Origin of the sequence: Halorientalis sp. IM1011 (genome assembly GCF_001989615.1) — an archaeon.
Taxonomy (GTDB): Archaea; Halobacteriota; Halobacteria; order Halobacteriales; family Haloarculaceae; genus Halorientalis.
This window is the reverse complement of sequence record NZ_CP019067.1, coordinates 3323251-3342058: the sequence shown is the minus strand read 5'-3', so window position 1 is coordinate 3342058 and position 18808 is coordinate 3323251. Positions and strand designations below refer to the sequence as shown.

Annotated in this window: 17 protein-coding genes and 1 rRNA gene; 10 read left to right on the top strand and 8 right to left on the bottom strand. The window is 65.5% G+C overall.

What is annotated here, in order from left to right; translation table 11 throughout:
• Positions 1 to 2: 2 nt before the first annotated feature.
• The 4 genes from BV210_RS17385 to BV210_RS17370 all read right to left on the bottom strand — a co-directional run bounded on the left by BV210_RS17385 (position 3) and on the right by BV210_RS17370 (position 3627).
• On the bottom strand, positions 3 to 860 hold the full coding sequence (locus BV210_RS17385) for an ABC transporter ATP-binding protein (RefSeq protein WP_157526091.1): 858 nt from the start codon (positions 858 to 860) through the stop codon (positions 3 to 5).
• A gap of 130 nt (positions 861 to 990) precedes the next feature.
• Entirely contained in the window at positions 991 to 1287 is a 297-nt protein-coding gene (locus BV210_RS17380; protein ID WP_157526089.1) for a hypothetical protein, read from the bottom strand.
• Positions 1288 to 1304: 17 nt separating this feature from the next.
• Positions 1305 to 2885, bottom strand: coding sequence for an acyl-CoA carboxylase subunit beta (locus tag BV210_RS17375; RefSeq protein WP_077207882.1), 1581 nt, complete (start codon positions 2883 to 2885; stop codon positions 1305 to 1307).
• A 1-nt stretch (position 2886) separates the two neighbouring features.
• A complete protein-coding gene (locus tag BV210_RS17370) occupies positions 2887 to 3627 on the bottom strand; it encodes a beta-ketoacyl-ACP reductase (RefSeq protein WP_077207881.1) in 741 nt (246 codons plus the stop codon).
• A 229-nt stretch (positions 3628 to 3856) separates the two neighbouring features.
• Between BV210_RS17370 and BV210_RS17365 the strand changes: the two genes are divergently transcribed.
• Genes BV210_RS17365 through BV210_RS17340 form a run of 6 tightly spaced genes read left to right on the top strand, consistent with a single transcriptional unit; the run spans position 3857 to position 11699 of the window.
• The gene (locus BV210_RS17365; protein WP_077207880.1) at positions 3857 to 5020 is read left to right on the top strand and encodes an alpha-1 4-glucan-protein synthase; all 1164 of its coding nucleotides are present in this window, start codon (positions 3857 to 3859) and stop codon (positions 5018 to 5020) included.
• Between the two features lie 41 nt (positions 5021 to 5061).
• Positions 5062 to 6270, top strand: coding sequence for an extracellular solute-binding protein (locus BV210_RS17360; protein WP_077207879.1), 1209 nt, complete (start codon positions 5062 to 5064; stop codon positions 6268 to 6270).
• A gap of 23 nt (positions 6271 to 6293) precedes the next feature.
• The gene (locus tag BV210_RS17355; protein WP_371340830.1) at positions 6294 to 7922 is read left to right on the top strand and encodes an ABC transporter permease; all 1629 of its coding nucleotides are present in this window, start codon (positions 6294 to 6296) and stop codon (positions 7920 to 7922) included.
• Positions 7919 to 9073 (top strand): ABC transporter ATP-binding protein, encoded by a 1155-nt coding sequence (locus tag BV210_RS17350; RefSeq protein ID WP_077207876.1) that lies wholly within the window; start codon positions 7919 to 7921, stop codon positions 9071 to 9073. The genes BV210_RS17355 and BV210_RS17350 overlap by 4 nt, the downstream gene beginning before the upstream one ends.
• Positions 9057 to 11087 (top strand): glycosyltransferase family 39 protein, encoded by a 2031-nt coding sequence (locus BV210_RS17345; protein WP_077207875.1) that lies wholly within the window; start codon positions 9057 to 9059, stop codon positions 11085 to 11087. Before BV210_RS17350 ends, BV210_RS17345 begins: the two co-directional genes overlap by 17 nt.
• Positions 11088 to 11111: 24 nt before the next feature.
• Entirely contained in the window at positions 11112 to 11699 is a 588-nt protein-coding gene (locus tag BV210_RS17340; RefSeq protein WP_077207874.1) for a gluconate 2-dehydrogenase subunit 3 family protein, read from the top strand.
• 6 nt (positions 11700 to 11705) lie between these two features.
• On the opposite strand, the gene BV210_RS17335 is transcribed toward BV210_RS17340, so the two are convergent.
• The gene (locus tag BV210_RS17335) at positions 11706 to 12416 is read right to left on the bottom strand and encodes a dolichyl-phosphate hexose transferase (protein ID WP_077207873.1); all 711 of its coding nucleotides are present in this window, start codon (positions 12414 to 12416) and stop codon (positions 11706 to 11708) included.
• A complete protein-coding gene (locus BV210_RS20365; protein ID WP_077207872.1) occupies positions 12416 to 12628 on the bottom strand; it encodes a hypothetical protein in 213 nt (70 codons plus the stop codon). The genes BV210_RS17335 and BV210_RS20365 overlap by 1 nt, the downstream gene beginning before the upstream one ends.
• A 276-nt stretch (positions 12629 to 12904) precedes the next feature.
• Here BV210_RS20365 and BV210_RS17325 point away from each other — a divergent pair, with 276 nt between their 5' ends.
• The 3 genes from BV210_RS17325 (at position 12905) to BV210_RS17315 (ending at position 15625) form a co-directional block, all read left to right on the top strand.
• Positions 12905 to 14122, top strand: a complete 1218-nt coding sequence (locus tag BV210_RS17325) for a CBS domain-containing protein (RefSeq protein WP_077208096.1) — start codon at positions 12905 to 12907, stop codon at positions 14120 to 14122.
• Positions 14123 to 14195: 73 nt separating this feature from the next.
• On the top strand, positions 14196 to 14642 hold the full coding sequence (locus BV210_RS17320; RefSeq protein WP_077207871.1) for a pyridoxamine 5'-phosphate oxidase family protein: 447 nt from the start codon (positions 14196 to 14198) through the stop codon (positions 14640 to 14642).
• Positions 14643 to 14692: 50 nt separating this feature from the next.
• Positions 14693 to 15625 (top strand): TRC40/GET3/ArsA family transport-energizing ATPase, encoded by a 933-nt coding sequence (locus BV210_RS17315; RefSeq protein WP_077207870.1) that lies wholly within the window; start codon positions 14693 to 14695, stop codon positions 15623 to 15625.
• A 133-nt stretch (positions 15626 to 15758) separates the two neighbouring features.
• On the opposite strand, the gene BV210_RS17310 is transcribed toward BV210_RS17315, so the two are convergent.
• On the bottom strand, positions 15759 to 16190 hold the full coding sequence (locus tag BV210_RS17310) for a universal stress protein (RefSeq protein WP_077207869.1): 432 nt from the start codon (positions 16188 to 16190) through the stop codon (positions 15759 to 15761).
• Positions 16191 to 16322: 132 nt separating this feature from the next.
• Positions 16323 to 16520, bottom strand: a complete 198-nt coding sequence (locus BV210_RS17305; protein WP_077207868.1) for a heavy-metal-associated domain-containing protein — start codon at positions 16518 to 16520, stop codon at positions 16323 to 16325.
• Positions 16521 to 17094: 574 nt separating this feature from the next.
• Here BV210_RS17305 and BV210_RS17300 point away from each other — a divergent pair.
• Positions 17095 to 18567: ribosomal RNA gene (locus BV210_RS17300) — 16S ribosomal RNA — on the top strand.
• Positions 18568 to 18808 lie beyond the last annotated feature (241 nt).

The window sequence follows — 18808 nt, the reverse complement described above, 5'->3', positions numbered from 1 at the left end:
GTTCAGAGCGGTTTTTTCGGGCTGATTCGGACGTCCGCGTCGGTCGTGACGGCGGCGTCGACGTTGAACACGTCGGCGAGCAGTTCCTCGGTGATCACCTCGCGGGGCGGCCCCCAGTCGTAGACGTCGCCGTCTTCGAGGGCGACCACGTAATCCGCGAAGCGAGCGGCCTGTTCGATGTCGTGGAGGACGACGCCGACGGTCACGTCCTCTCGCTCGTTCAGTGACCGCACCACTTCGAGGACCTGTAGCTGGTGGTGCAGATCGAGGAACGTCGTCGGTTCGTCGAGCAGGAGCACGTCTGTCTCCTGTGCGAGGACCATCGCGATCCAGACCAGTTGCTTCTGTCCGCCACTGAGGCTCCCGACGTGGTCGTCGCGCAGGTGGTCGATCCCGGTCAGGTCGATCGCTCGCTCGACGGCCTCCCGGTCCGCCTCCGAAACACCCTCGAAGAAGCCACGATGTGGGTACCGGCCGTGGTAGATCAGTTCCTCGACGCTGATGCTCTCGGGCGAGTTGTGTTCCTGTGAGAGAAAGCCCAGTTCCCGGGCGAGTTCCTTCTGCTCGTAGGTGTGGATCGACTCGCCGTCGAGCACGACCGATCCGTCCGACGGTTCGAGGTGTTTCGAGAGCGACTTCAGGAGCGTACTCTTCCCGCTGCCGTTCGGGCCGACCAGCGCCGTGATCTCCCCACGTGGAAGGTCGATCCGGTCGCAGGTCACGACCGGTTCGTCGGTCCCCGCGTACCCGACGATCAGGTCTTCCGCGAACAGGTGACTGTCCGCCTCGGCGGTTTCGCGGCCGGCCGTCCGTGTCTCCCGCGACCGCTCCACCGAACCGGTGTCGGCGTTAGCGCCCACGTCCGGTCACCCCGCCGCTGCCGGAGCGTCCGCAACCGTCTGGCTCGTTCATTGCTACAAGTTTTAGGCCCACCTAACATCAATGTTTGCAACCCGAGTCAGGTGGAGTCGATGCGGAATCGACCACGACTCACAGCGACCGCGCGGCGGCCTGCCACTCCCGGCCGCGCTCGACGTTCCGGGGCCGGCGTCGCGAGCGAACGCCGCTGGATTCGAACCGCCCCGCGAGCGTCCACTCCGAGATCGTCTCGGGACTGCTCTCCCCGGCGGTCGCTTCGGCGGCCGCGCGTTCCCGGTCGGTCCAGTGGGTCGCGATGGCGGCCGCGACGGCCGCTGCCTCGCGGTCGGTCGGCACTGAACCGTCGAACTCCAGTCGCCGCAGCAAGTCGTCCAGGTCGATTTCCAGAATCTCGTCGTCCCCCTTCATGTCGAGCCTCGCGGCGGTCATAGCGGGATGTTCCCGTGGTCTTTGGGCGGCGTGTCTTCGCGCTTGCGTTCGAGCAGTTCGAGGTCGTCGATCAGCCGTTTGCGCGTGTTCTGTGGCTCGATCACGTCGTCGAGGTAGCCCCGCTTGGCCGGACCGTATGGGTGGGCGAACTCCTCGCGGAACTCGTCCATCAGTTCCTGGCGTCTGGCATCCGGGTCGTCGGCCGCGGCGAGTTCCTTCCGGTAGAGGATGTTGACTGCGCCACGCGGGCCCAGCACCGCCATCTCCGCGCCGGGCCAGGCGTAGTTCACGTCGCTCCCGAGGAACTTCGATGACATGACGATGTAGGCCCCGCCGTAGGCCTTCCGGACGACCACCGACATGAGCGGGACGGTCGCCTCGGCGTAGGCGTAGATCAGTTTCGCACCTCGGCGGATGATCCCGTCGTGTTCCTGATCGGTACCGGGCATGAACCCGGGCACGTCCACCAGCGTCGTGATGGGGACGTTGAACGAGTCACAGAAGCGGACGAAGCGGGCGGCCTTCTCGGAGGCGTCGATGTCGAGCGTCCCGGCCGAGACGCGGGGCTGGTTGGCGACGACGCCGACGACGCGGCCGTCGAGTCGGGCGAACCCCGTGACCACGTTGCGCGCGAACCCGTCGTGGACCTCGAAGAAGGAATCCTCGTCGACGATTCCCTCGATCACCTCGTTCATGTCGTAGGGTTTGCGCGGTTCCTCGGGGACGATGTCGACGAGTTCGTCGCACTCCCTGGTCGGATCGTCCCACGGCTGGACCCGCGGCGGGTCGGCCATGTTGTTCTGGGGCAGGTACGAGAGGAGTTTGCGGATATCGTCCAGCGCTTCCTCCTCCGACCGCGCCGCGAAGTGGGCGACGCCCGACTTGGTGGTGTGAGTCTTCGCGCCGCCGAGTTCGGCCTTCGAGACCTGCTCGCCAGTGACCGTCTCGATCACGTCCGGGCCGGTGATGAACATGTGGCTGGTGTCCTCGACCATGAACGTGAAGTCGGTCAGGGCGGGCGAGTAGGTCGCGCCGCCGGCACAGGGCCCCATGATCGCCGAGATCTGCGGGATCAGGCCTGAGGCCTCCGTGTTGCGATTGAAGATCTTCGCGAAACCCACGAGCGAGTCGACGCCCTCCTGGATGCGCGCGCCGCCGGAGTCGTTCAGGCCGACGACGGGAACGCCGTTCTCGATGGCCTTGTCCATCACCTTGCAGATCTTGTCGGCGACGACCTCGCCGACCGAGCCGCCGAGCACCGTGAAGTCGTGGGCGAAGACGAAGAGTTTCCGGCCGTTTACCTCGCCGTAGCCGGTGACCACGGCGTCGCCGGGGAACGTCTTCTCGTCCATCCCGAACGACTGGGCGCGGTGTTCGACGAACGGGTCGACCTCGCGGAAGGTGTCGTCGTCGAGCAGGTAGTCGACCCGCTCGCGCGCGGTCATCTTTCCCTTCTCGTGCTGGCGCTCGATGCGTGCCTCCCCGCCGCCGAGTTCGGCTTCGCGGCGGCGCTCGCGGAGTTCCTCGACCGGGGACTGTTCGGTCTGGTCGGACGCTTCTTCCTCCTGTTGGCTCATGTTACCACTCCATGCCGCCGTTGACGGCCATCACCTGGCCGGTCATGTAGCCTGAGTCCTCGCTGGCGAGAAACCGGACGATTCCGGCGACGTCGTCGACCGTGGCGAACCGATTCAGGGGGATCCGGTCGAGAATCTTCTGCTGGACGCGCTCGGGCACGTCGTCCAGCATGTCGGTCTCGACGAATCCGGGGGCGACGCAGTTGGCGGTCGACCCGGTGGAGGCGAGTTCGAGCGCCAGCGTCCGGGTGAAGCCGAACAGGCCGGACTTCGTCGCGGCGTAGTTGGCCTGGCCGTAGTTACCTTGCTGGCCCACGACCGACGAGATGTTGACGAGTCTGCCCTCGTCGGCGGCCTTGATGTCCTCGAAGAAGGCGTTGGTCGCGTTGAAGACGCCGCCGAGATTCACGTCCATCACCGTCTCCCAGTCCTCCTTGGTCATGTTCTCGAACTTCTTGTCGATGGTGATCCCCGCGTTGTTGACCAGCACGTCGGCCGATCCGTACAGTTCGCCGACCCGTTCGGCCATGGCGTCGACCTCGTCCTGGTCCGAAACGTCGGCCTGTAACGGGACGGCCTCTCCACCCGCCTCGTCGATCCGGTCGGCGACCTCGTGTGCCGCCGCTTCCGAGGACCGGTAGTTGACGACGACGGTCGCCCCGTGACGTCCCAACTCCTCGGCGATGCCGCGGCCGATACCTCGTGATGCACCCGTTACCACACAGATCTGGTTTTCGAGCATGGTTAGATATCTCCGGCGTGGCCACCGTCGTACCCTCTCTGTCAACCGCACGACAGTGTGGCCACACCCCTCTCCTCACGTACTTCTGCCCATGCACTCGCAGATAATAGTTCCCCTTATACAGCTGTAATCAAAATCCGTAGTGTATAATGTGGTATCGAGATTCCTGTCAGAGGACGCCGGGAACACGACAGTTACTTTTGGCTTCCCTAAAGAGAGGTGCCTACGAATGAGTGCTGACGTTTGCGTAATCGTGCCGACGATCCGGGAGTTCGAGTGCATGCGGACGTATTTCGAGAACGCGCGCGAGCACGGGTTCGATCTGGACCGGTTGCACGTCGCGCTGGTCACGGAGGACTTCTGTGACACCGACGAGATGCAGGCGATGCTCGACGACGAAGGGGTCGAGGGCCGCGTCTTCGACGGGACCGCCCGCGAGGAGTGGTTCGAGGAGCAGGGCGTCGACGAGTACGCCCACCTGATCCCCGAGGCCAGCCACGCCCAGACGAGTTTCGGCCTCCTGTACATGTGGGCCAACGACTTCGAGTACGGCTTCTTCATCGACGACGACACGCTCCCCCACCCGGACTTCGACTGGTTCGGGACCCACTTCGACAATCTCGCCTTCGAGGGCACCGTCGAGTCGATCGGGTCCGACGAGGACTGGGTGAACGTCCTCTACCAGAACGTCGACGAACACGGGCTCTACCCGCGTGGGTACCCCTACAGCGCGATGGACGAGGAGATCGAGGTCGGCGAGGCCGAGGTCGAGGACGTGGTGGCCTCCCAGGGCCTCTGGACGAACGTCCCCGACCTCGACGCGGTCCGAATCCTGATGGACGGGGACCTGCAGGGGCAAGCCCAGACCCGCACCTCGACCGACGACTACGAGGGGAACTTCGTCGCCGAGCGCGAGAACTACCTCACCGTCTGTTCGATGAACCTCGCCTTCCGCCGGGAGGTCATCCCCGCGTTCTACCAGCTCCCGATGGACGAGAACGAGTGGGACGTGGGCCGGTTCGACGACATCTGGAGCGGCCTGTTCCTCAAGCGGGCCTGTGACGTGCTGGACAAGCGGATCATCAACGGGTACCCGCTCTGTGAACACAACAAGGCCCCGCGCTCGACGTTCTCCGACCTGAACAACGAGGTCCCCGGACTGGAACTGAACGAACACGTCTGGGAGATCATCGACGAAGTCGGCGACGACGCCGACTCGTACGCGGGCGTGTTCGCCGCGATGGCCGACGCGATGGCCGAGGGCGACTTCGACTACGAGAACGCCGCGTTCATCAACTACTGCGGCGAGTTCATGCGGGACTGGCTGTCCTGTCTCGAAGGGCTCCGACCCGGCTCGGTCTCGGAACACGCACCCACGTCTGCGGACGACTGAACCGGCAAGTATAAGTGTTTTAGGCCGGCCTAAATAAATATATGGAAGACGACGGAAACTCTCACGGACGGACCGTTTCACGCCGCCGCCTCCTGCAGGGCGGGGCGGTAGTCGGGACCGCGTCGGTCGCGGGCTGTTTCGGGTTGCTAAGTGACGGCGACGGGAACTCCACGCCCGGGAACGCGAACGTCACGGACTTCCGTGGGCAGGGCCCGCTCGTCGAGGGCGATTTCCGCGGGTCCGGACGGGTGGCACAGGGCCGGCCCTACCCAGGTGGGACGTCGATCAACGACCTCCCGGATCTCTCCGGCTCGCTCGCGCTCTACATCGGCGGTGGCGAGGGCGGCCTCTACATGGACCTGATCGACAAGCTCGAGACGATCTATCCCGATTTCTCGGTCAAGCCACGGAGCAACGACTCGACGTCGCTCGCCCAGAGCATCGTTGACGAGGCGAACTCGGGCGTCGATCGGGGCGACGTGTTCTGGTCGATCGACGCCAGTTCGCTGGGCTACGTCGCGAACAACGACGCGTACGAGCCACTCTCCGACGAGGCGGTCGCGCCCGTCGGAAACGCCCAGTTCGTCGGTGACGACAACGCCTGGGCGGGCGTCGCGGGTCGCGCGCGAGCCATCCCGTACAACACGAACCAGCTGAGCGAGTCGGACATTCCGAACAAAGTCCAGGAGTTCCCGGAGACGAGCGCCCTGCAGGGGACGATGGGCTGGGCCCCGACCTACGGGGCGTTCAAGTCCTTCGTGACCGCGATGCGGCTCATCCGCGGCGACGAGGCGACCCGCCAGTGGCTGGTCGACATGCGCGAGGCCGGCACTCAACGCTACGGCAACGAGTATGCTGTCTCGCAGAACGTCGCCGACGGGTCGCTGGCGGCCGGGTTCGCGAACCACTACTACTCGATCCGGGTCAAGAACCAGCGCCCCGACGCGCCGCTGGACCTGGCGTTCACCGAGGGCGACGCCGGCGCGCTCGTCAACGTCTCCGGCGCGATGAAGATCAAGGGCACCGACAAGGGCGACCTGGTCGACAACTTCGTGCGCCACCTGCTCTCGGCGGAGGCCCAGGAGTTCTTCGCGACGGTGAGTTTCTCGTATCCGATGATCGAGGGTGTCGAACCTGTCACGGACCTGCCGACGGTCGACGAACTCAGCCCGCCGGACATCGACCTGGCGAAGCTATCGAACGTGCAAGAGACCACCGACCTGATGGAGTCAGCTAACGTCTCCCCATGACCGGCCAGGAGGACTTAGAGCGGATGAGCGGCAAGTCCGCAGACAGGTCCTCCACTATCGATACCGGCCTGACGTTGCTCGCTGCGGCCATCGCCGCCATCCTCGTCGTCCCCATCGCGTGGCTCGCCGTCGATGCGGCGGGGCTTGGGTGGGCGGCGGTCGAACTCGCAGTCGAGTCCCGAACGACCGCGGTGCTAGTACGGAGCCTCGCCCTCGTGGCGGTCGTAACGGGTGCGAGCATCGTGTTGGGCGTGGCGCTCGCGCTGTTGACTGTGCAGGGTGACCTGCCCTTCGAACGGTTCTGGACGATCCTCTGTGCGCTGCCGCTCGCGGTCCCCAGCTACCTCGGTGCCTTCGCGTTCGTCTCGGCGTTCGGCCCGAACGGGACACTCGCCGATCTGTTGGCCCCCATCGGCGTCGAATCGCTCCCCTCCGTGTACGGTTTCGCGGGCGCCGCGTTCGTGTTGACGCTGTACACCTACCCCTACGTCTTCCTGACGACGCGGGCGTCGCTGCTCTCGCTCGACGGGACGCTCGTCGAGGCAGGGCAGACGCTCAACTCCGGTCGCTGGGAGGCGCTCAAGCGGGTCACCATACCGCAGATACTCCCCGGGATCGCCGCGGGGTCGCTGCTCGTGGCGCTGTATACGCTGGCGGACTTCGGGACGCCAAACATCATGCGCGTGGAGGTGTTCACGCAGTTCATCTACGCGCAGTACAACGCCTTCGCCCGGGACTACGCGGTGGTCCTCTCGCTGCAGTTGCTGGCCGTCACCGCCGTCATCCTCGCTATCGAGTCCCGCATCGGTGCCGACGAGTCCGGTGCCTACGAGAGCGGGGGCAATCGCGGAGCGGTCGCCCTGGATCTGGGTGCCTGGCGGTACCCCGCACTGCTGGTCCCGGTCGCCGTCTTCGCGCTCGCGATCCTCGTGCCGATCGGTATCTTCGGCATGTGGCTCACGCGGGGCGGCCCTGGGTACCAGGCCGGACAGATCGCGTTCTCCTGGGAGTACGCCTGGAACTCGACGAATCTGGCGCTGCTGGCCGCCGTAGCCTCCGTGATCGTTGCCTTACCGATCGCCATCGCGTCGGCCCGGTCGGACTCCCGACTGGCGGCGCTGGCCGACCGCGTGTCCTACGTCGGGTACGCGACGCCGGGCATCGTGCTGGCCATCGCCCTGCTCGCGTTCAGTCTCGACCTGTTGCCGACTCTCACGGATCTGACGGGCGTCGACGTGGTAGGGCTCTTCTACAAGACGATCCCGATGCTCGTGTTCGCGTACGTCGTCCGGTTCATGCCCCAGGCGATCGGGTCGATCCGAACCTCGACGCTCCAGGTCGACCGGGAACTGGTCGAGGCGGCACAGACGCTCGGTCGGTCGCGATTGCGCGCCTTCCGGTCGGTGACGCTCCCGCTGATTCTCCCGGGGGTCGCCGCCGGTGCGGCGCTGGTCTTTCTGACGACGATGAAGGAGTTGCCGGCCACGCTGATGCTCCGCCCGCTGGGGTTCGATACGCTCGTCACGTACATCTGGACGGTCGAGGAGGCGGGCTTCTACGGACAGGCGGCTGTGCCGGCCCTGATCCTCGTCGTCGTCTCCGGCCTCTCGATGGCCGTCATCCTCTCACAGGAACGCGGTGACTCATCATGAACGATTCGACACAGACCACGACACAGACGGAGACGGAACGGGTCGTAACGGCGACCCGGGATGGACAGTCCGAGGAGGCGATCCTCGAACTCGACGACGTGACGCGGACGTTCGGCGACGAACGTGCCGTCGCCGACTTCTCGCTGTCTGTCCACGAGGGGGAACTGCTGACACTTCTCGGCCCGTCTGGCTGTGGCAAGACCACGACGCTTCGCCTGCTGGCCGGTCTCATCCGCCCCGACAGCGGGACCATCGCCGTCGACGGCGACGTCGTCGCCGGTAACGGCCGGTTCGTCGAACCGGACAAACGCGACGTGGGGCTGGTCTTCCAGGATTACGCACTCTTCCCCCACCTCTCGGTCGGCGAGAACATCGCCTACGGCATCGACGACTGGGACAGCGAGGCGACCGAGGCGCGGGTAGAGGAACTGCTCGAACTGGTCGGCCTGGCCGACTACCGGGACGCGAGCCCCGACGACCTCTCTGGCGGCCAGCAACAGCGGATCGCGCTGGCGCGCTCGCTGGCTCCCGAACCGGACGTCCTCCTGCTCGACGAACCGTTCTCGAACCTCGACGTCTCCCTGCGCAAGCAGATGCGCGAGGAGGTGCGACGTATCCTGAAAGAGACAGGCGTCACCGCCCTCTCGGTCACTCACGACCAGGAGGAAGCCCTCTCCATCAGCGACCGGGTTGCCGTCATGTCCGAGGGCCACATCGAACAGGTCGGTCGGCCGGAGGTCGTCTTCCAGCAGCCCGAATCCCGGTTCGTCGCGGAGTTCCTCGGCCAGGCCGGTTTCGTCTCCGGCCGCCTCGACGAACACACCATCGAGACGGGGCTGGGGGCACTCGACACCGACATGATCCAGGGGCTCGGGCCGGAGTACGACGGAGCCGATATCGACGTGCTGGCCCGGCCCGACGACCTGCGAGCGATTCCGGCCGAGGACAGCGACGGCGACGGCGTGATCGTCGAACGCGAGTACACCGGCCCCTCGTTCGTCTACACCGTCGAACTCGACTCCGGCGACGTGGTCTACTGCGAACACAACCACTCCGACCACCTCGATCTGGATCGGCGGGTCCGCGTCGATCTCGTCTCCGACCACCGGCTCGCCTGGTTCCCCACCGAGAGCGATGGCCGCCGGGAGTGACGTTCGGTCGCGGACGTGGCGGATCGGCGTCGTCGCGCTCGCAGCCGTCGCCGCTATCGCAGTCTGGATTCTCGCCACCCGTCTGTTTCCGTACCACTCGCTGAACCACGACGAGGGGGTCTACCTCCAGCAGGCGGCGATGTTGCTCGACGGACAGCTGTTTCTCTCCCCACCCGTCGAAGGCGTCTTTCGACCCTGGTTCTTCGTCGAGGACGCCCGCGGGCTCTACTCCAAGTACGCACCGGTAGTGCCTGCGCTGTTCGCCGTCGGGAAGCTGTTCGGTGGGGCGCGGCTCGCACTCGCCGGGATCGCCGCCGCGAACGTCGCGCTGGTCGCGCTGGTCGTCCGGGAACTGTTCGACCGCCGGACCGGCCTCGTCGCTGCCGTGTTCGTCCTCGCGTCCCCACTGTTCCTGCTCGACTCGGCGGTGTTCCTGCCGTACGCACCGACGACGATGCTGAACCTCGCCTTCCTCTACGCGTACCTCCGGGGAGATCGGACCGGGGACTACCGCTGGGCCGGGGCGGCCGGCGCGGCCGTCGGACTGGCCTTCTTCGCGCGGCCGTACACCGCGGTGCTGTTCGCGGCCCCCGTGATCGGGCACGCGCTGTGGACGCTCTACCGCGACCGCCGCGATGCCCTCCCGCGACAGGTCGTCACCGCGGCGGTCGGACTGGCTGGCGTCGTGCTCACGCTAGGGTACAACGCCGTGATGACCGGATCGCCGCTCGTCTTCCCGTATCAGGCGTTCGCGCCGGAAGACGGGCTCGGCCTCGGCCATCGCGAGATACTCGGCCACGAGGTGGAGTACACGCTCGAACTCGCGCTAGAGGCGAACGCGCTGGTGCTCGAACAGGTGACCACCACCTGGGTGGCGGGCGGGTTGCTCGGGACTGCAGTGGCCCTCGGCGGAATCGCCGTCGCCGTTCGGCGCGGACTCTCGGCACGACAGGGGATCCTCGTCGGACAGATCGGAACGATCGCCGCGGGGAACGTCTTCTTCTGGGGCAACTTCAACATCCTGGGCGTGCTCGACCGGGCCGGTGACGGGCTGATCGCCTCGCACGGCCCCTACTACCACTTCGACCTGCTCCTGCCGTTCGGCGCCTTCGCGGCCGTCGGTGCGCTGGCGATCCTCCGGGGCGTCCGCCGACTGGCCGACGAGCGCCTCGACCCACGAGGGGTGCAGATTGCGGTCGTGGCCGTGATCCTCGTGGGCGCGGGGGTACTGGGTGGCGTAACGGTGGCCAACGCCGATCGCCCCGTGTCGATGAACGAGCGAGCGACCGAGACGTACGCGGGGGCGTACGAACCCTTCGAGGAGCAGTCGCTCGACGGCGGACTCGTCTTCCTGCCGACGCCGTACGGTGACTGGCTGAATCATCCGTTCCAGCCGCTCCGGAACGACCCGGGATTCGACGGGGAGACGGTGTACGCCATGGACGAACGCCCCTTCGCGGTCGTGGACGCCTACCCCGACCGGTCGCTGTATCGCTATGCTCTCCGCGGTGGGTGGGAACCGTACAGCGGTTCGCCCCGTGGCTCGCGAATCCAGCGCGTCGATCACGCCGCCGGCGAGTCGGTCACGATGAACGCGACCGTCGGCCTCCCGTCGACGTACCGATCGGTGTCGGCGACCCTCACCGCCGACGAGGAGAGCGTAACCGTCGGCGCGCGCAACGCGACCGACTCCGCCACCGCCCGCATCCGCTTCGCCGACGACGGCGTCCGACTCGTCGGCCCGGGCTGGCGGTCTCACGAGCCGATCCAGTACGACGACAGGGAGGACGTGTCGCTGACGCTGTTCGTCGACAGCGGCCCCGGTGCGAGCTTCAGTTACCGGTTCGAGACACCAGTCCGCCGCGACGACGGTCGCGTCCGCGCGCTCACGCCCCGGATCGAACGCTGCGTCGCCATCGGCGAGTGCGGCGGGGACGCCGGCTACGTGCCCGACCTCGCGCCCGACTGGGCGACGGTCCGAACCGACCTGACGACCGGAGAGGGGAACGGATAAGCCCGTGAGCGACCAGTGACCGATATGGAACTGACCCGACGAGACGCCGTGGCCGCGCTTGGAGCCCTCGGCGTCGCTGGCGGCGCGGCGGCGCTGTCACAGTCGGACGACGGGGACGGGAAAACCGACGAGCGAGCGACGACGCCGACCGAATCTGACGACGATCGGGCGTCCCTCTCGGATCACGACCTCACGACCGCGGTGGCGGTCGCCGAGTCGATCTACCCGTCGGCCGTGGAGAACGTCGAGGGGTTCGTGACCGACTTCCTGCGCGGGCGCGTGGCCGACGACCCCGAGCGGGCCACGGATATCGGCGAGACCGTCGACTACCTCGACGGCTACGTGTCGACGTGGTACGACGTGGATGCGTTCGTCTCGCTCCCACCCGAAACCCGGACCGAGGTGTTCTCGGACATGAACGCGGACACGGTGGACCCCGAACCCGACGGGGGAGACGTCCAGCGCGTGCGTTACTACCTGATAAACGACCTGCTCTTCGCTCTCTATGCCTCCCCGACGGGCGGCGAACTCGTCGGCATCGAGAACCCGCAGGGCCACCCGGGCGGAACGACCAGCTACCAGCGGGGACCACAGTCCGAAACCGAAAATTAGGCCCGTTCAGCGCAGTCGTTCTTCGATCCCGACTTCGAGGATGGATCTGGCGATGGCGTAGCCGCCGCTGATGGGATCGAGTTTCGTCTCGCCCGCGCGCTCGCTGTACTCGATGGGGACCTCGCACACGTCGTACTCCCGCATGAGGGGTCTGATGAGCAGTTCGGCCGACAGGCCGGTGTTCTCGGTCCAGTCGATCTTCTCGATCACTTCGCTCCGGTACGCTCTCATTCCGGTGGTCGTGTCGTGGACCCGCTCGCCGAGCAGGACACTCGCCAGCGCGGCGAAGGCGTGGTTCCCGAATCGGTTGAACGTGGGCATGGTGTCGGCCCCGTGGTAGAGCCGGTCGCCGCTGACCACGTCGTAGCCCTCGTTGATCCGGTCGAGGAAGTCGGGCAACCGCTCCATCGGGTAGGTGTCGTCACAGTCCGTCGTGACGACGACCGGTCTCTCCGCGGCCTGCAGCGCCGCCTCGACCGCCACGCCGTAGCCCTGGGGTTCCTGCTCGATGACGCGAGCCCCGTGGTCGCGGGCGATCTCCGGCGTCCGGTCGTCGGACCCATCGACACAGACGACCTCCGCCCGACCACCGGTCGCGTCGTCGATGTCGTCGAGCACCGTCCCGATCGCCGCTTCCTCGTTGTACGTCCCCATGACGACACTCAGATCGTCGAACGTGAATCGCTCTGTCTCCGCTCGTGCCTGCTGTAGACTCATTACGTACCCGTCAGTACGTGGGGCTCTTGAACTTTTAGGTTCGCCAAAACCAGAGTGTCGGTGGACCAGAGACACTCGGCGAACAAGTCGGCGGCGACTGTCGCGACTTCGTCGCGTTCGCCGTCGCCCTCGAAGAGATGGCCGGCACCCGCGACGACGTGTCGTTCCGTCTGACTGGAGAGTTGCTCCGCTGCGGTGCGATCGAGCGACACCACCTGCCGGTCGGCACCGCAAGCGTCCCTACCAGTTCGACGCCGTCGACCGGGATCGAGACCGGGTTCTGGGACGCTGGATCCATGCTACCGCCGTCGCGGTCTCTGCCCGTCAGTCACGAAGATCGTTGTAGCCGCCGTAAGGACCACTGATGCGTCCCGTCTGGTTACCAGTCGGTGATAACCACCGCGGGGTTCTTGGGTGAGTCAGCCGAACTTTCAGGTGTCGACGAATCGCCAGTCAACCGGCAGTTCGGTGCGGCCAACGGACAGATCATGGACATTCAAGAGATCATCTCTCAGGAGTTCGTAGCGCACAGTCCCGACACACGAGTCTCGAAGCTCGTCGGGACCTTCGAAGATCCCGACGTGACGGGGGTGATCGTCGAGGGCGACGAGTTCGAGGGTGTCGTCACGCGCCGCCAACTCGCCACGTCCCGCCGGCCGCCAACGGAAAAACTCGGCTCGCTGGCCTGGTCGGTCCCACGGCTCAGACCCGACGAGGACGTCCAAAAAGTCGCCCAGCTTATGATCGACAGCGACGCACAGCTCCTGCCCGTCTTCGAGGGACAGGAACTCGTCGGTGTGGTCACTGCGGACGCCATCCTCGACGCGGTTCAGCCCTCGCTCGACGCGGCGACGGTGGCCGAGGCCACGACCCGTGACCTGATCACGCTCGCCCCGGACACCCCGGTCCGTGAGGCCATCCACCGCTTCCGAGAGGACCGGATCGCCCACTTGCCCGTCGTCGACGACGGGACAGCTGTCGGCATCCTGAGTCTCTTCGACGTGACCGACCTGACGGTCCAGCGCCCGGGGACGAGTCAGGGTGGAAACACGAGCGGGACCCCCAGCGTCGGTGGCTCGCTCGACTACAGCGCCGGCCGCACCCGCAGCGGCGGGTTCGGCTCCCGCGAGGGCGAGCGCGAGGGGGTACTCGACCTCCCCGTTCGGGACGTGATGGTCTCGCCGGTCCGGACGATCCACCCCGAGGCGACGCTCGAAACCGCCGTCGCCGAGATGTTCGAGATCGGCGGCTCCTCGCTGGTCGTCACCGAGAACGGCCAGCCCTACGGCATCCTGACCAAAACGGACGTGCTAGACGCGCTCACGTGGGAGGCCGGCGGCAACCGAGCCGTCCAGATCTCCGGCTCCGACCTGATCGAGGACGTGAGCTACGAGGATATCGCCGACATGATCGAGGGGTTCGACGAGCGCGACCGGGGCATGAACGTCCTCGACGCGCGGATCCACTTCCACGAACACGACGAGAAACGCCGGGGGACGCCGCTGCTGCTCGCGCGCATCCGCCTGCACACCGACCGCGGGCTCTACATGGCCTCCGGCGAAGGCTACGGTGCAAAGCAGGCCCTCAACGAGGCCCGTGACGTGCTGGAGCGGCGCATCCGCGACGAGAAAACCCGCGGTCGAACCAAGAAACACCCCGACGAGGCGTTCTGGGAGCGCCGCTTCGGCTGGCTGCTCGAAGAGTGACGGCCGACCCCTACGTCTCGGCGAACCGACAGCCACGCAAGCGGTTTTCCGTCCCAACGTGGGACGGGCAAGTATGCAGGGACTCCGCTGGATCACCCTGACCGACGACGAGATCGATACCTTCCTCGGTCGTGGCGGGACCGGCATGCTGTCGTTCACGACCGAGTTTGACCAGCCGCCCGTGTTGCGCCCCGTGTCGTACGGCTACAACGCCGACGCGGGAACCTTCTTCTTCCGGCTCTCGGTGCCGCCGGGTGCCGAGAAGACGCCCGTCCTCGACAACCCGGTCGCGTTCGCCACGTTCGACAGGGCCGACGACCGCTGGCACAGCGTCGTCGCGACCGGCGCGCTCGAAGTACTCGACGAGTTGCCCTACGAGGCGAGCGCCGTCCACGAACTGTGGGACGTTCGCATCCCGGCCGTCGACATCTTCGACAGACCCCGTGACGAAGTCGAGTTTCGGACCGTCAGGCTGGTCCCGGAGCGGCTGTCCGGGCGCAAAGAAGTCCGCTCCGAGTGAGTGTGGGACCGGCGGGCGGCTATTAGTGGCTGTCGCCCGTCCCGATAGACATGCCGAAATTCGTCCTGTACGGTGGCAAGGGTGGTGTCGGGAAGACGACCTGTGCCGCCGCGACTGCGCTCGAACTCGCGGGCCGCGGTGACCGGACGCTGCTCGTCTCGACCGACCCGGCCCACTCGCTGGGTGACGCCTTCGACGTGTCGCTCGCCGGCGAACCGACGGCTATCGACGACGACCTCTGGGGCGTAGAAGCCGACCCGGAGCAGGGGCAGGCGGCCTATCAGGGGATCGTCTCGTCGCTTGCAGCCGACTTCCGGGACGCCGGCATCAGCCTGACCGACGAGGACGTCGAGCAGTTGTTTCGGGCAGGGTTCGTCCCGGGGAGCGACGAGATCGCCTCGCTGCAGTTTTTCCTCGACTACGCCGACGACGAGTGGGACCGCGTCGTCTTCGACACCGCCCCGACCGGCCACACGCTCCGGTTGTTGACGCTGCCCGACGTTCTCAGCGAGTCGCTCACGACGGCGACGAAAGTCCGGGGTGAGGTCCGACGGCTCGTCAGCACGGCCCGGAGCATGGTGATGGGGCCGGCCGCGTTCTGGGGAAAGGGTAGCGAAGAAGACGAGATCGAGGCGTTCCGGGATCGGATGGACCGCGTCGCGGCGCTCCTGCGTGACCCCGAGCGAACGGACTTTCGAGTCGTCCTGTTGCCGGAGACGCTGGCTATCGAGGAAACCCGGCGGCTCGTCTCCCGGCTCGAATCGTACGACGTTCCCGTCGAGACGCTGCTCGTCAACCGGGTACTGGAAACTGTCGAGGGGGACTGTCCACGGTGTCGAACCCGCCACGAGAACCACCAGCGCCACCTCGACCGCATCCGCCGGGAGTTTCCCGACAGGGAGATCCAGGTCCTTCCGGATCTCGGGCCGGAAGCCTACGGGCGGGACGCGCTCGAACGCCTCGCCGACCGGATCGAGATCTGAGAAGGCAGGGCAGGGGACTGCTCATACTGCCGGACGGAAGTTCGTAAATATCATTCGTCGAATCTGTGCAGTGACACTGTTGGGACCGTCGTCCTCGACACCCGTCGGATGTGAAATCCGCCGTCCGCCAGTATCAGTCCGCTGGTTCCGTTCCAACCGTGAGCACCGGCACGGGTGCCGACCGCACCACCTTCTCGGTCACGCTCCCCAGCAGGTAGCGGTCCAGTCCGGTCCGCCCGTGGGTCCCCATGACCACGAGGTCGATGTCGTTCTGGTCGACGTACTCGAGAATCGCCCGGTAGGGGGCCCCCTCCGCGACACTCCCCTCGACGGTCCCCACGTCGGCGGCCCTGGCGGCGTCGATCACGTCCTGAATCGCCCGTTCGCCGGTCGATTCGATCGCGTCGAGTACTTCCGGAGCGTCCCCCTCGTCTATCGGCGGTTCCTCGACCACGTAGAGCGTGTGCAAGGTCGCGTCGTACCGTTTCGCGTGGTCGATGGCGTGATCGACAGCCGCCTGTGCCGTGTCGCTGCCATCGGTCGGGACCAGTATCGAATCGTACATACTCGACGTTCGGCGGCCGAGGGTAAATGTTCACCGTGCGTTCCCACTGCGGGGGAACCACAACGGGGGAGCCCCAGTCCCAGGGTACCAGCACGACCGCCATCCGAGACGGGCGGGCTGGGGTCCCGTTCCCTATCCGTCGGCGTCGTATCCCGCGTCCTCGACCGCCTCGACGAGCGCTGCCTCGTCGGCATCCCCCTCGACGGTCGCCGACGCCGCTTCGCGATCGACGCTGACTGCCGTCACGCCGTCGACGTCTTCGAGCGCGTCCGCGACGGTCTGCTCGCAGTGTTCGCAGCTCATCCCTTCGACTGTGATGGTCTGGACCATGCGCGTACGTACGCGGGCCCGATTTTTGTCGGTTCCCCCTTCGAAACCGAGTCCACCGACCGACGAAACCTTCGGTCCCGTTTCGGTGGATGCAGGGACTTTCGATTACAGATCCACACAGAGGTCCACGGGTACGGTGTGGGAATATTGGAATCTGCCGGAAACCTATCGAAAACGAGAATATGAAAATAAAACGAGATTCGGCGTCACGTCTCGTGGTCTCGGTTCGCACACGGTCTCGCTATCGACGGGTATTTACGTACCACCCTCATCGAATGGAATGCACACGACGGATGGCGGCGAGCGGGGGTCGCCCGCTACGCCATCCACGCCCAAGACGAGTTTCCTCGTCGATGATGGCGCTGTGAGCGGGACCGCACTCAGTGCGATCTCGCTCCCCACGTTCAGTGGGGCTGCGGAAGTATGAGGATTCCACCCCTGCGGCCTCGCCGTACAGATGGTATCTGATGTGAGCCTTGACAGTTCGGTGATACTGTATCGAATTGCTCGATACGTTGTCACCGATTGACGGACACATAGCGTGTCTCCGCCAGCCCCCCATGATTGGGGAACCATTCCGGTTGATCCTGCCGGAGGCCATTGCTATCGGAGTCCGATTTAGCCATGCTAGTCGCACGAGTTCAGACTCGTGGCAGATAGCTCAGTAACACGTGGCCAAACTGCCCTACAGATCGCGATAACTTCGGGAAACTGAGGCTAATAGCGAATACGGCTCTCACGCTGGAGTAGCAGAGAGCTGGAAACGCTTCGGTGCTGTAGGATGTGGCTGCGGCCGATTAGGTAGACGGTGGGGTAACGGCCCACCGTGCCGATAATCGGTACGGGTCGTGAGAGCGAGAGCCCGGAGACGGAATCTGAGACAAGATTCCGGGCCCTACGGGGCGCAGCAGGCGCGAAACCTTTACACTGCACGACAGTGCGATAAGGGGACTCCGAGTGCGAGGGCATACAGTCCTCGCTTTTGTACACCGTAAGGTGGTGTACGAACAAGAACTGGGCAAGACCGGTGCCAGCCGCCGCGGTAATACCGGCAGTTCGAGTGATGGCCGCTCTTATTGGGCCTAAAGCGTTCGTAGCCGGCCACGCAAGTTCGTCGGGAAATCTGCCCGCTTAACGGGCAGGCGTCCGGCGAAAACTGCGTGGCTTGGGACCGGGAGACTCGAGAAGTACGTTCGGGGTAGGAGTGAAATCCCATAATCCCGAACGGACTACCGATGGCGAAAGCATCTCGAGAGCACGGATCCGACGGTGAGGAACGAAAGCTGGGGTCTCGAACCGGATTAGATACCCGGGTAGTCCCAGCTGTTAACGATGCCCGCTAGGTATGGCACAGGCCATGAGCCTGTGCTGTGCCGAAGTGAAGACGCAAGCGGGCCGCCTGGGAAGTACGTCTGCAAGGATGAAACTTAAAGGAATTGGCGGGGGAGCACTACAACCGGAGGAGCCTGCGGTTTAATTGGACTCAACGCCGGACATCTCACCAGCACCGACAGTGTGCAGTGAAGATCAGGTTGATGACCTTATCGGAGCCACTGAGAGGAGGTGCATGGCCGCCGTCAGCTCGTACCGTGAGGCATCCTGTTAAGTCAGGCAACGAGCGAGACCCGCGTTCCTAATTGCCAGCAGCAACCACGTGTTGGCTGGGTACATTAGGAAGACCGCCACGGCTAACGTGGAGGAAGGAACGGGCAACGGTAGGTCAGCATGCCCCGAATGTGCTGGGCAACACGCGGGCTACAATGGCCGAGACAAAGGGTTGCAACCCCGAGAGGGGGCGCTAATCTCCGAAACTCGGTCGTAGTTCGGATTGCGGGCTGAAACCCGCCCGCATGAAGCTGGATTCGGTAGTAGTCGCGTGTCAGAAGCGCGCGGCGAATACGTCCCTGCTCCTTGCACACACCGCCCGTCAAAGCACCCGAGTGAGGTCCGGATGAGGCCACCATGCGGTGGTCGAATCTGGGCTTCGCAAGGGGGCTTAAGTCGTAACAAGGTAGGCCTAGGGGAATCTGGGCCTGGATCACCTCCTACAACACGGGACTGGGCCGACGCGCCCAGCCCACAAGTCCTGTCCGACGGACAGGCAACGGTGACAGCCAGCCATCTCGGCTGGCAACCGAACTGTCAAGGTTCACTCCCTCTCAGAGGGATAGACCGATCGCTCGGTGGTCGAGCACTGCATTACGCAGCTTCCCCGGTTCGATTCCGGGTCGGTCACTACCGCGGACGGCGATCCCGTCTGCGCAACCGATGCACCATCCCGCGAAAGC